The sequence below is a fragment of the Vibrio sp. 1CM24A genome, assembly GCF_023161725.1.
GTDB classification, from domain to species: domain Bacteria; phylum Pseudomonadota; class Gammaproteobacteria; order Enterobacterales; family Vibrionaceae; genus Vibrio; species Vibrio coralliirubri.
The window spans coordinates 206,889-219,954 of the sequence record NZ_JALNTS010000002.1; the positions used below are offsets into that span (position 1 = coordinate 206,889).

Annotated in this window: 14 protein-coding genes; 11 read left to right on the top strand and 3 right to left on the bottom strand. The window is 42.7% G+C overall.

What is annotated here, in order from left to right:
- Positions 1-44 precede the first annotated feature (44 nt).
- From MSG38_RS04855 to MSG38_RS04885, 7 genes are all read left to right on the top strand, one after another.
- Complete coding sequence (locus tag MSG38_RS04855) at positions 45-545, top strand: opioid growth factor receptor-related protein (protein ID WP_248368671.1); 501 nt, start codon at positions 45-47, stop codon at positions 543-545.
- A 200-nt stretch (positions 546-745) separates the two neighbouring features.
- Positions 746-1,201 (top strand): hypothetical protein, encoded by a 456-nt coding sequence (locus MSG38_RS04860; protein WP_248401184.1) that lies wholly within the window; start codon positions 746-748, stop codon positions 1,199-1,201.
- 112 nt (positions 1,202-1,313) lie between these two features.
- Complete coding sequence (locus MSG38_RS04865) at positions 1,314-1,988, top strand: hypothetical protein (protein WP_248401185.1); 675 nt, start codon at positions 1,314-1,316, stop codon at positions 1,986-1,988.
- A 62-nt stretch (positions 1,989-2,050) separates the two neighbouring features.
- Positions 2,051-2,500 carry a GNAT family N-acetyltransferase gene (locus tag MSG38_RS04870; protein WP_059020457.1) on the top strand — a complete coding sequence of 150 codons (450 nt, stop codon included), beginning with the start codon at positions 2,051-2,053 and terminating at the stop codon, positions 2,498-2,500.
- The gene (locus tag MSG38_RS04875) at positions 2,493-2,885 is read left to right on the top strand and encodes a hypothetical protein (RefSeq protein ID WP_052878513.1); all 393 of its coding nucleotides are present in this window, start codon (positions 2,493-2,495) and stop codon (positions 2,883-2,885) included. Before MSG38_RS04870 ends, MSG38_RS04875 begins: the two co-directional genes overlap by 8 nt.
- An 89-nt stretch (positions 2,886-2,974) precedes the next feature.
- Positions 2,975-3,526, top strand: coding sequence for a class IV adenylate cyclase (cyaB, locus tag MSG38_RS04880; RefSeq protein WP_052878512.1), 552 nt, complete (start codon positions 2,975-2,977; stop codon positions 3,524-3,526).
- A 27-nt stretch (positions 3,527-3,553) separates the two neighbouring features.
- Positions 3,554-4,036 (top strand): tetratricopeptide repeat protein, encoded by a 483-nt coding sequence (locus MSG38_RS04885; protein ID WP_081229657.1) that lies wholly within the window; start codon positions 3,554-3,556, stop codon positions 4,034-4,036.
- Positions 4,037-4,079: 43 nt separating this feature from the next.
- On the opposite strand, the gene MSG38_RS04890 is transcribed toward MSG38_RS04885, so the two are convergent.
- On the bottom strand, positions 4,080-4,526 hold the full coding sequence (locus tag MSG38_RS04890) for a hypothetical protein (RefSeq protein WP_248401186.1): 447 nt from the start codon (positions 4,524-4,526) through the stop codon (positions 4,080-4,082).
- Positions 4,527-4,610: 84 nt separating this feature from the next.
- On the opposite strand from MSG38_RS04890, the gene MSG38_RS04895 reads away from it, so the two are divergent.
- The gene (locus MSG38_RS04895; RefSeq protein ID WP_048606983.1) at positions 4,611-5,048 is read left to right on the top strand and encodes a MarR family transcriptional regulator; all 438 of its coding nucleotides are present in this window, start codon (positions 4,611-4,613) and stop codon (positions 5,046-5,048) included.
- A 102-nt stretch (positions 5,049-5,150) separates the two neighbouring features.
- Here the strand turns inward: MSG38_RS04895 and MSG38_RS04900 are convergent, their stop codons facing one another.
- Together MSG38_RS04900 and MSG38_RS04905 are read right to left on the bottom strand one after the other, a co-directional pair.
- Entirely contained in the window at positions 5,151-6,179 is a 1,029-nt protein-coding gene (locus tag MSG38_RS04900) for a methionine synthase (RefSeq protein ID WP_248368660.1), read from the bottom strand.
- A gap of 45 nt (positions 6,180-6,224) precedes the next feature.
- Entirely contained in the window at positions 6,225-7,202 is a 978-nt protein-coding gene (locus MSG38_RS04905; protein ID WP_248401187.1) for a DUF1852 domain-containing protein, read from the bottom strand.
- 343 nt (positions 7,203-7,545) lie between these two features.
- Here MSG38_RS04905 and MSG38_RS04910 point away from each other — a divergent pair, with 343 nt between their 5' ends.
- The 3 genes from MSG38_RS04910 to MSG38_RS04920 all read left to right on the top strand — a co-directional run bounded on the left by MSG38_RS04910 (position 7,546) and on the right by MSG38_RS04920 (position 13,047).
- Entirely contained in the window at positions 7,546-8,355 is an 810-nt protein-coding gene (locus MSG38_RS04910) for a sulfite exporter TauE/SafE family protein (RefSeq protein WP_029235341.1), read from the top strand.
- A 227-nt stretch (positions 8,356-8,582) separates the two neighbouring features.
- Complete coding sequence (locus tag MSG38_RS04915; protein WP_248368658.1) at positions 8,583-9,587, top strand: metal-dependent hydrolase; 1,005 nt, start codon at positions 8,583-8,585, stop codon at positions 9,585-9,587.
- A gap of 322 nt (positions 9,588-9,909) precedes the next feature.
- Entirely contained in the window at positions 9,910-13,047 is a 3,138-nt protein-coding gene (locus MSG38_RS04920) for an HD domain-containing phosphohydrolase (protein ID WP_248401188.1), read from the top strand.
- Positions 13,048-13,066 lie beyond the last annotated feature (19 nt).

Here is a 13,066-nt window from a genome sequence, read left to right on the forward strand (position 1 = left end):
GCATTCGCCCACAAGTGGGGGTTTATAGTCAGTAGGATTTTAAAATGAGTGAGATTGCTCGCTTTATATCTGGTGAAGCGCCGGATAAATTTGGTAGAAATGTAGAACAGTTATTGGCTTACAATCATTTTTGGTTGGAGCATGACCATAAGTACATTCAAGTATTTTTCCCAATTGATGAGGGGACTAAGTTTAATCAACATGCACCGTTGGTTACTCAAGAAGATAGGGCGCTTTTTGCTAATTCAGAAGCGCTTCGCATAGCTCATCTACAAGTGCTTGACCTGATGCTTGAGTTTTGGGGCATGCAGCGCAACGGGAATGAAATATCTTCATCGTTGCCACTTAGCCCGGCGAACCATGTATGGTTGAAGAATCATGACCATAACCAATTGAGGCTAACGCGAGCCATTCGCAGTTTATACTTGTTAGGTAATGAAGAAGTCGCAACTCGCTTATGTGAGTTTCTAGTATCAGCGGCGACCGAGACAGGCTCGGTGTCGGAGAAAACCGTTCAGTATTGGCGCAATGCCTTGGAAGGTTAGGGCTTCTCTGTGCAGAGCTTTCGGCACTGCCCATAATTGATTCTCAATGCGCGGCATTTTTGTACGATGCCGCTTTCTCTATATTCAACATTTGAATGCAATTTGTGGAATATATCAAAATTAATTAAATTGATAGTAAGTTATTACTTTTCATTATGTTAGGGTTCTTTTCTTAAGGTCAGTGGATTAGGAAGAGGCTCATGAAAAAGGGATTTGTGATAGCGATTTCAATCGGCTTTGTTGGCTTCTTCCTCGTTGGTCGTGAACTCCAGTGGTTCGGGTCCAGTAATTCCGAGTCGTTTCCTAAACTTCCTGATAGTCCCCAATTTGTTCCCTCTACCGATTTCGACGGTGAGTGGCTAGGCCGCCGTATTAACACCACTGGCAATAATATGTGTGAACGCACAACCATCACCGGAACTATTCGTGAGGGTAAGGCTACTCTAAGGCTTACCTACAATGGAACACCGTTAGAGGGTTGGGTTACGGAAAGCGGCGACTTACGTTTATATGCTAAACATCGCCAATGGGATTATCGTTTTTCCGCACATGGCAGTGGCAATAGATTTGATGGCCGATGGCACTTAACCAATGGACCGTGCCAAGGAAGTTGGTTTATAGAAAAGCTGGGTGATAGTTTTGGCGTTGATGAGTAAAGGACAATTTTCATGATATCCAACATTTGGCACTTTCGAAGCGCACTTGTAGAGGGTGATTACTTTAGAGGCATTATCTCTTTTCGTTTTAAATTGGGGATGATCGGTGCTGATGAATAATGAAGTAATGAAAAAGCTAGGTTGGTTCATGGTACGGCTAGTCATCGCGTACTTATCAATCGGAGTGTTGTTGGGCGTTATAATACTTAACAACACTTACGCGCCACGCTTTTTTTTAATGAATTGGCACATTATGGCGTGGTTTGCCGTCTTGGTTACCATACTAAGTTATGTACTATTTCGGATAAAGAAGACGACTAATATCGGCAAACTTATGTTTGCGAGTATTTTGGGAGCAGTTGTTTTGTTTATGTATGCTGAAGAAAGGTATTGGATTGCTAATATTAACGTGCGCTCTTGGAGTCTGTTTCTTGGTGTATTGTATGTGTTCATGCTTTTATATTTCTTGTTTCCCCACAGATGGTTAAAACCGTTTTTGTTCTTATCTCCTGTTGCTGCTGGCTCATGGGTTTTATTCTGGGTAGGTTATACGCCGATTAACGTCACCCTGAGCATCATGGAAGTGCAAGGGACAATTCCAGATGAAAAATATCACAAGGCAATCGCTATGCTCCCCGAGGTTTATAGCGCTTGTCTGATATCGGCACTGCTTTGGACTTCACAGATACTAGGTGTTTACGCCTTGGCGTACTGGGGAAACAACCCACGGGTGAGTTACCAAAATGCGATGCGGTCGGTAAGATCAATAGTTAGCCCTTCAAAGTGATTCAACATATGCGGCATTTTTCTATGCCGTATTCAGATGTGATTTGAAAAAAAGGACACAATATGGAAGTAAGGTTGGTCAAAGGTTCAGATCCTAAGTTCGCAGAGCAGATCACCAAAACGAATATGGCGAGTTACTACGATGCGCGTGGAATTGCTTGGGGTCATAGTCAGTTTTTACGCAGCTGGGATGAGCTGGATAACTATGAAATTTATGTAGGGGATAGCCGTATTGGTGTTATCCGCTTCAGTTACAACAGTGATACAACGTTTCTTCGGGACTTGCAGATATTAGCTGAATATCAAGGTAGAGGCTTTGGTTCTAAGTGTCTCGATTTAGCTATTGAACATGCGAACAATCAATCATCGGCTCAGTTAGTGTTGCGTGTGTTCAGTGAGAATCCCGCGATTAAGCTTTATCAATCAAAAGGTTTTACTCAGTTGTCTGAAGTGAAAGGGCTCGTTGAAATGGAGCTGCCTTTAGGGTCATCATTGAGAGAGTGTCATGGATAACCGTATCCGATTAAATTTTGTTAAATACTTATTTTCAGAGTTGCTGTTTATTGTTATTGCACTAGGTCTTGTCTATTGGATATTAGACGGTGATCGTTCATCGCTGCTAACCATAGGGCTGATAATTTGTGTTCCTCCACTAATAAAAATTCTAATGTTGTGGTGGAAGCTTCGCGATAGCTTATTTGAAATCACGAACGGTCATGTACGTTTAAATGGCGTTGCTTGTGATGTGACTTTACAGCGTAGCTTTCTTCCGTTTGAAATTGGCTCATTCATCAAGCTTTCATACACGAAAGGCGCAATGCAGAAGCACAATATTTACCTTTCTAAAGGCGCTATGAGCCAAGAAGAATGGCAGCGTGTGTTAGCGTGTCGAACATAGTTCCACTGCTTTAGTTTGTGTTGTGCGTCAGTTTGTATTTCGTATTAGGTTCGTGTGCTAGTATCGCCTTTTTTGCACTGAGCTATCTTATGACCAACGACCATTTCAAAGGCAAATATGAGGTTGAGCTGAAGTATCGACTTAGCTCTAAGTCTGAGTTCTTGAAAACTTTGAACCTAATTCCTCATGAAGTAATGCTGCAAGACAATCAGGAATGTGATTGGTATTTCGATAGCCCTGATAGAAGCTTACAGGCTCAGAATAAAAGCTTGTGTATTCGCACAATGGAGCCATCGGGCATTAAGCTATGGATTGTAAAAGGCCCAGAGCCTGACCGATGCGAAGCGACAAACATCACCGATGCGTCGAATGCTAAGAGTATGCTTGAGAACTTGGGTTACGAAGTGATTCTTGAAGCGCAGAAAACTCGCAGTATCTATTTTGTTGGAGAGTTCCACATCACGGTCGATTCTCTTGCGGGTATCGGTGATTTTGCTGAGTTTGCAATCATGACGGACGATGAGTCTAAGTTGTCTGTGTATAAAAGTGAGCTTGAGTTGTTAGCCAATAAATTCGGGTTGACTCAATCGGAACTGCAAACTCAGTCTTACAAACAGATGTTCGAGGAAATGAACGCCTAGTACAGCGCTTAAGCGTCAGGGAGACTTATGGACACCATTATCAAACAAGCCATCGAATTGCGAAAAGAAGAAAAGTATCAAGAGTCGCGTGACTTACTGGCAACGCTACTCACTGATGAAAACTATGCGGCGAAAGCTCATTTACAGATTGCGTGGTCTTACGACAACCAAGGCAAAGAGCAACAGGCGATTGAGCACTATGTGTTGTCTCTGTCTGGCGTGCTTTCTTCAGTAGAGCGCTTTGATGCGTTGTTCGGATTGGCGAGTACTTATCGAAGCCTTGGTCTCTATGCAGAGGCTTTAGGCTATTTCGAACAGACTATGGCTGAGTATCCTGACTCGATAGAAGTGAAACCTTTCTACGCAATGTGTTTGTACAATTTAGGTCGCCATAAAGAGGCGACATCGCTGTTACTTGAGCTTTTAGTTTCCACGACGAATAGCGAAGCAATCAAAGAGTACCAACGAGCGATCTCTTTGTATGCTCAAGACCTAGATAAAACCTGGTAACAGCCACGTATAAAGCTCATATGTTTGCTTAAACACAATGAGCTTAGTCTTGTTTCGCCTTTTTAGGACGAAACTTTCTGCCGTCCATAATATTCAAAGACATCAGTGTTAGGTTGGTCGCGCCAGCTATCAGTTCTAAAACCTGAACACCATAAAACACAGAGTCGAACTCTCCTAAACTTGCCCACTGATTCAAAAAGTACGCGGCCGGAATCAAAATAACGATCCCGTTGAGCGCGATAATTGGCATGCGTCTACTCTTGCGCTCAACTATTTTTCCTTTACGTTGTTTTGCCATAGATGCACCGGTCGCACCAGTGATAGCAATGGCAGGGACAAGAATAAACAAGCCCGGAAAAACGATCATCGATTTGACTAGCTTCACTGATTCCAAAGTGCCAAACAGTTCTACAAGTAATGTGCTGGTAAAGAATGTCGCGATACACAGTGTTGCTGTTAATGCTGCTGTTTTGTGGATTATTGGTTTCATATCATTCTCGCTGTCAATTTGGTAACATGTTGTCAATTTGGTTTAAGTCTAATTTAATGACAGCATGTTGTCAAAGTGGGTGTTATGGATACGAATGGAGAAGTTTTTACAAAGATCGCACTAGAGATCTTTAAGGTCAGTGGTCTATTGAATGCTGAGGGTGATAAATTAACCGAAGAATTAGGGTTAAGCAGTGCCAGATGGAAGGTGATGGGGGCGATCGAAAAGTCCGATGATCTGGTCACGGTTTCTCAAATTGCTCGTATTATGGGGCAAAGCAGACAAGCGACTCAGCGTGTTACAGATATTATGGTGAAAGATGGATTACTAACTTGGCTTGATAACCCGAATCACAAAAAAGCAAAGTTGGTTAACATGACTGAAAAGGGTAAAGAAGCGTATTCGCTATTAGATAAAAAACAGGAAGTATGGGCTGAAAGTGGCGCTGAAGGCATTGAAAGAGACGAGCTTGATAAGGCGCTAATCACTTTGAAGAAGATGGCTACCTTCTTAGATAGATAAAGGTTAGATAAATAGAGAGTGGAAGTTGAGAAGAGTACGGAAGCCTAAGCATCGATGTGATACTTAGGCTTCAGGGGATAGCTTTTGTTCTTTAGGAAAGCGTTACGCTGAAAGCTCTTTACGAACGATCTCTGCGCCAGCACTTAGCGCATTCAGCTTAGCTGAAGCAATGTCGCGAGGTAGGGGAGCCATACCGCAATTGGTGCAAGGGTAGAGCTTGTCTGCATCAACATACTTAAGTGTTTCTCTTAGCGTGCTAGCCACTTCTTCCGGTGTTTCAATAGAGTCTGTAGCAACATCAATCGCACCAACCATCACTTTCTTGCCTCGTACCAGTTCAAGTAGCTCAAGAGGTACATGAGAGTTGTGACACTCTAAAGAGATAATATCGATATTCGATTGCTGCAGCTTAGGAAATACTTCTTCGTATTGACGCCACTCGGTGCCTAGTGTCTTTTTCCAATCCGTATTCGCTTTGATGCCGTAGCCATAGCAAATATGTACTGCGGTTTCGCATTTAAGCCCTTCAATGGCTCTTTCCAAACAAGCAATGCCCCAATTGTTCACTTCATCAAAAAACACGTTAAATGCAGGTTCATCGAACTGAATAATATCAACGCCTGCAGCTTCTAACTCTTTCGCTTCTTCGTTGAGGATCTTCGCAAATTCCCACGCCAGTTTTTCACGGCTTTGGTAATGCGCATCGTAAAGTGTATCAATCATGGTCATAGGACCCGGCAGAGCCCATTTGATCGGTTGGTCGGTTTGCTGACGTAAGAACTTCGCATCTTCAACAAACACGGATTTCTGACGAGAAACTGGGCCAACCACTGTAGGCACACTCGCATCGTAGCGGTCGCGGATTTTAACGGTTTCACGCTTTTCAAAATCAACGCCATTCAGATGTTCAATGAAGGTCGTTACAAAGTGCTGACGTGTTTGTTCGCCGTCACTCACAATATCAATGCCTGCTTGCTGTTGCTCGTGCAGAGAGACACGCAGCGCATCTTGTTTGCCGTCTGTGAGTTCATCGCCTTGAAGTTTCCATGGCGACCAAAGCGTCTCTGGTTGTGCAAGCCAAGACGGTTTCGGCAAACTGCCCGCTGTTGAAGTCGGTAATAGTGTTTTCATAATAATACTGCCTATCCTTGGGTGGTTTTAAAGCGCAATAGACGATTAAAGTGCGTAATTTGCCGACCAGTTCTCTAGAACTGATTGGTATGGCTTAATGAACTTCTCTTCTGCGAATTTACCTTGTTCAACAGCTAGCTGGCTTCGTTCTTCACGGTCGTACACGATTTGAGTCAGCGAGTGATCCAAGTTTTTCAAGTTTGGTTGGTAACAGTTGCCTGCAACCGCGTTCGCGTTGTAGATCTCAGGGCGGTAGATTTTCTGGAATGTGCCCATGGTACTGATGGTGCTGATAAGCTCTAGGTTAGAGTAATCGTTCAGCAGATCACCAAAGAAATAGAAAGCCAAAGGTGCAACACTGTTTGGCGGCATGAAATAACGAACCTGTAAGCCCATCTTCTTAAAATATTGCTCAGTTAAAGAAGACTCATTCGGTTGGTATTCAAAACCTAATACTGGATGTTGGTTTTCAGTGCGGTAATAGGTTTTATTATCTGACACGCTTAAGCAAATAACAGGTGGCTTATTAAAGTTCTTTTTGTAAGCGTCAGAGTTAACGAAATATTTAAATAGCTTGCCGTGTAAATCACCAAAATCTTCTGGAATGCTGAATTTATCTTGGCCTTTATTATGATCCAATAGACGTACGCTAAAGTCATAATCTCGAACATAAGAAGAGAAGTTATTTCCGATAATGCCTTCAATACGCTCGTTAGTTTTACGGTCTACAATATTGGTTTTCAGCACTTCAATTGAAGGGAATGCTTCGCCGTTGCTTTCAATATCCATATCAACAGAAATGATTTCAAGCTCAACAGAGTAACGGTCGCCCTTCGGGTTGTCCCAGTGTGCTAACGCGTTGAAACTGTTATCGATCATTTGTAGTGCATTGCGTAAGTTCGCTTTACGGCTGTCACCGCGAGCCAGGTTAGCAAAGTTGGTAGTGATACGCGTGCTGTCTGCAGGCTGGTAGTTTTCGTCGAGGCTAATGCTCTTAATCGTAAAATTAAATTCTTTATTCATGCTGATTTGGTATCCCAATTTGTTTTCTGACTCTCTCGGTCTTTAGTATTAAAACGGCTTTTATTTTTTGCTTGTGACCGGATTAAGAATCGAAGGCTATGCTGTCTGAAATTAATGCTTAGTAGAATTAATGTCGTATAAAGTTAATCGCTTAAGGTTTTTATACGTGGATAGGTTGACCATTAACAATGGTATTACTTCACATTCAACATGAGGAATATTCATGATCTATTCTGTTTGAATATTTAAGTCGGTGTCAGTTATATTAATTAGCTTGATGGAAATATAACCATATTAATAGTGCGTTATTTAAGACAATTAATTTAATGAAGAGATGGATGAAATGAGTGAATTGCTGTTGTTGATTTTCTACTGTGCGTTACTTGGCAGTGGTGTTGGGTTTCTAGCCGGTTTGTTAGGTATTGGCGGAGGGCTGATCATTGTTCCCGTGTTAAGCAGCATTTTACTGTATTTAGAAGTTCTTCCGTCCGACCAAGTGGTTGTCGCGGCGATCGCTACCTCGTTGGCATCGATTCTGTTCACCTCTACGTCTTCTGCACTTGCTCACCACAAGAATGGCAATGTGCCTTGGGATTTGGCACCTTGGATCATGCTCGGTGTTGCTCTGGGAGCTCTGGTTAGTGGTTTTATGGCGGCGTTGTTACCGGAAAAGGTCGTTCGTATCGTGTTTGCCGTGAGTGTGGTTCTTATTGCGATCAAGATGTTCTTAAGCAGCAAAAATGATGCGCCTAAGGAACGAAAACTGCCGAACAAAGGCGTGCTCACTGTATTGACAACCATTACGGGTGGCTTGTCTGCCATGATAGGGATTGGTGGTGGTGCATTGCTGGTTCCGTTATTAACGTTCTTCTCTGTTGATATGAAAAAGGCCATTGGTTGTGCCTCGGCTTGTGGCATTGTGATCGCGTTGTTTGGCTCGATAGGTTATATCAGTTCAGGCAGCAGCCACTTTGCTCTATCAGACGGTTTTGCTGGCTTTGTTTATCTGCCTGCGCTGCTGGGTATTGTGTGCACGTCTTGGTTCACGGCTCCGTTGGGCGCAAAAGCCACTAACCATTTACCGGTTCCAACGATTAAGAAAATCTTCTCAGTACTGCTGGTGGTTATCGCAGCAAGCATGGTTGCTCGCTAATTACAGATCGTTCAAGTGTGAATATATAGAACAAAAACGAATAAATTGATCAACCACCAATAATTAGAAAAGGGCAGTTTCATAACTGCTCTTTTTTTGTTTGTCGGTCTATGCTTATACAGCTATGTACATGAGTATATTGATAAAACCGTTTAGTTATGAACAATTCACTGCTATAGCTAAATGTACCTTGTTTGATTCAACGGAATGCTATCAATGAGTGGTTTATGGATCCTTTAACGCAGGGCGTGTTAGGCGCTTCTTTGTCACAATCGGCCAGCAAAAAACAACATTTGGTTGTTGCTGGGGTATTAGGTCTACTCTCTGGATTGGCTCCAGATTTAGATGCACTGATTAAGTCTCAAAGTGACCCTTTGTTGGCTTTGGAATTTCATCGACAATTTACCCATTCACTCTTTTTTATCCCCATTGGCAGTTTGATCTGCGCTTTGGTTCTGCATCATCTGATTGCAAAAAAACGTGGGCTTACTTTCAAACAAAGTTGGCTGTTTTGTGCTCTGGGTTATGGCACTCATGCACTGTTAGACGCTTGTACCACTTATGGTACGCAGTTACTTTGGCCTTTCACCAACGCGCGCTTTGCTTGGAACACCATATCAATCATTGATCCCGTTTATACGCTTCCCATCTTAATTTTACTTGTGTGTGCAACGTTGAAACGAGCGCCTTGGCTCGCGCGTGTCGCGTTTGCTTGGGCGCTAATTTATCCAACATTAGGGATGATTCAACGAGACAGGGCAGAGGCGGTTGGGTGGCAATTAGCGCAAGAAAGGCAATACACACCGATTCGATTAGAGGCAAAACCAAGCTTCGCTAATATCTTGGTGTGGAAAGTGGTGTACGAAACAGAGGCTCAATATCATGTAGACGCAGTGCGGGTTGGCACATCGGTAAATGTATATCCCGGAGAGTCGATTGCGAAACTGAATGTGAGTCAGGATTTACCTTGGCTAGACCCAGATTCCCAACAAGCCAAAGACATTGAACGTTTCCGCTGGTTCTCGAATGGTTATATTGCTCAGGACCCAACGGATGAGCTGCGTATTATCGATGTCCGATATTCAATTGTACCGAATCAAATGAAAGCACTTTGGAGCATCAAGCTATCAAAAGCAGTTGATGCAAACACGCATGTAAAATACGAAACTCATAGAGACAACACACCTGAGTCGAGACAGATCTTCTTCGATATGCTTACTGGCGATAAATGATCTAGGTCTAAAAAGTAAAAAGGCTGAGTCAGATAATCTGCTCAGCCTTTATTATTCGTTTATTCCTAAGCTACCGAGCGTTTAAGACTTAATACGACCTAAAATTAGTTCTTGAATATCAATATTCACGATACTCAAATTAATAGAAGCAGAAAGACTTGATTCCATTGTTGGCAATTTTGCTTGGTTGTCAGGATATAGGTGCCTCATTACGAACGAATTTTCGTTGATGCATGGGAATACTCATCATTGGCGTCAAAGTTGTTCTTGAACGATACTGTAGTCAGTTGAAATATTAAGGCACTGAGCTGAGCCAATAAAAATGAAGAAAAAATACACACGCATATCGTTAAGGACAGTGTTAGGGGGTATGTTTGTCTTTTGCACTCTCGTGACGGCCAGTGTTGCTATTCTCTTGCAATACCATTTTGCGAAAAAAACAGAGCTACAACACACCCTTACTCAATATCAAACTATTGCAACTGGCGTATCCAGCCACTTATCTAGTCTTCAAAATTTAGCTGACAACGTAACGCGGAGAGGCGCGCAATTGGTATCTCTGATCGGCGTGGATACACCGGAAGAGAGTGTCATTGTCCCTTTGTCTCAATTGCTAGTGAGAGAACCTAGCATCCACAGTATTTTTGTGGCTAAAGAAAATAACGATTTCTTCCAACTGATTAATCTTTCTTCTAAGGAAATTCGTTCACGTGTGCAGGCAAAACCCGGCGATAAGTGGTTGCTCATAGTTCACCGCGGAGTAAATCGAGAACGTAGTAAGGTGAGTATTTATTACGATGAGAATTTTATTTCACGACATATTTCAAATGAGTTCAGTAATTTTATCCCCACCCAGCGCAGTTGGTTTGAAAATGCTGAATATGATGAAACTTACAACACATCGCCTTACTTGTTTAATACGCTAAAAGTCTCAGGTGAAACTTTTTCGATCAAAGTGCCGGGTTCAAAAACTGTGGTGGGTGTGGATATCCTTCTTTCCTCTTTAGAAGCGCAATTGACTAATCGATTTGTTAAGAATAAGAAGACCTCAGAGGCTGAAGCCTTTATCTATCAAGAAAATGGGCAATTGATTGCAACGAATAAGATGGTGGATATTGAAGGGCGATTACCGCTAGTCTCACCAGTTAATTTGACCGATGAGCAGCGAATGTTAGTTGAGCAAGCTCCGGAACTAACAGTGTCAAACCAAAATAACTGGGGCCCGGTCGACTTTGCCGTGGGTGGGCGTCCAAATGGATTCGCAATAGATTTATTCAAGATGGTATCGGAAATGACAGGCTTAAAATTTAAGTTTGTGAATGGCCGTAGCTGGGATGAGTTAGTGAAAGACTTTGGTCGCGGCAATATTGACATTCTTCACTCCATTGCCGCTCAAGATGATCTTTCTAGTATTGGTGTGGTTGGTAAACCTCTATATCACGCTAAGTTTGCTTTTCTGACTAAAAAGGCAAATCAACACATCAATACCCTAGAGCAAGTAAAGCAAAGTCGAATTGGTTTGCTTAAAGGGTGGAGCATTCAAGATGATTTGAAAGAAGCTTACCCGCAAATGAGCATCATTAATTACGCTTCGTTGCACGATGCGATTGATGGTGTATTGAATGACGATATTGTTGCTGTGCTCGATATTCGACAAATTTTGAGAAACAAGATACGCGAAACGTTCCGCCAAAATTTGGTAATTAATTTGATTAAAGGGCCCAACATTCCGAACGCCTTTTATTATTTAGTTAATGAAGATCAAAGAGCTTTAGTTGAGATTATTAATCTTGCGGTCAGCGCTATTACGCCAGAGCAGAGAAAATATCTGCGTGAAAAATGGTTTAAGGGTAGTACAGCTCAATCGACCTATACTTTTGTGCCATACGAGGAACTTCTTGAATTCGCAAGAGAGCCAGCATTTGTTAACTCAGTGCGCTTGGTACCAGTCCATGGTGTAGAGAAATATGTCTATGTTGCTAAATTGACACATAAAGAGGGACGTTATTTTGCTGTTGTGATCCCTAAAGCCTACTTAATGGCAGGCGTAAATGAAACGGTAGTTTACTCAGTCGGTGCATCATTCCTTGTGCTTACTCTTTTAATTCCAATTGCGTGGGTAATGGCAAAGCCTATCTCGGAGCCAATTAATGCATTAAGAAAACAGGTCAGGTTTGTTAAAGATCGTGAGTACGAAAAAGTGCAGCGTATTCATTCCCGTATTGAAGAAATTCATCAGCTTGGTCTATCTCTGATGAGAGGTAGTCATTCGCTACAGCAATTTGAGCAGCGTCAAAATGAGTTTTTTGAGTCTGTGATTCAACTTATCGCGCGCGCGATCGATGAAAAATCTCACTATACAGCGGGCCATTGTAACCGTGTGCCAGAGATCGCTCTGATGTTGTCGGAAGCCGCCGAGAAATCCGAGCAAGGTTCGTTTAGAGGATTTGCTTTTGAAAATGACGAAGAACGACGTGAGTTTCGTATCGCGGCTTGGCTGCATGATTGTGGCAAAATTGCGACGCCAGAGTTTGTGGTCGATAAAGGCAGTAAACTAGAAACCAACTATAACCGAATCCACGAAGTTCGTATGCGCTTTGAGGTGCTTTGGCGAGATGTACAAATCCAATACTTGCTCAAAAAATTGCAAGAATTGGGCATTGATGGGCAGCCAGAACAAGCATTACAACAAGAGTTTGCGGTACTCACCGAAGAGTTTAAGTTTATTGCCACCGCTAACGTAGGGGCAGAATTCATGTCTGATCAAGATATTGCGCGTCTGCATGAACTGGCTGAAAAAGAGTGGGTGCGATACTTCGATCGCGGATTGGGTTTATCTCCATTAGAGGAAGCGCGTTATCAGTCTAAAGCGACACCGGCAGTAGAGAAATTACTGACCGATCGCCCTGAACATGTGATTGAGCGTGAACAGCCGTTTTATATCGACCCTGAGTTTGGCATCAATATGAAGGTGCCCGATATTCTCTATAACCACGGTGAGTTATATAACTTAGCTGTACAGCGTGGAACATTATCGACAGAAGAACGCTTTAAGATTAATGAACACATGATAAGTGGAATCAAAATGTTGGAGAGCATCCCATTCCCGCCAGAGCTTGAGCGCGTTCCTCGTTATGCGACGACTCACCATGAGGCGATGGAAGGCTTTGGTTATCCGAGAGGCTTGACTGGGGAAGAGTTGTCGATTCCTGAACGTATTCTTGCAGTAGCTGATATTTTTGAGGCGCTAACCGCTGCCGACCGACCTTATAAGAAAGCCAAATCGCTAAGTGAGGCTATCCACATCATGTCGAAAATGGCGTTAGGCGGGCACATTGATAAAGACGTGTTTAAATTATTGCTCACTAGCGGAGCTTATCTAAGTTATGCTAAGCGCTACTTACCAGACGTACTAATTGATGATGTTGATATCGAGGGGTATGTAGACAAGCTTTCATAATCCCAAAAGATTTGTCCAG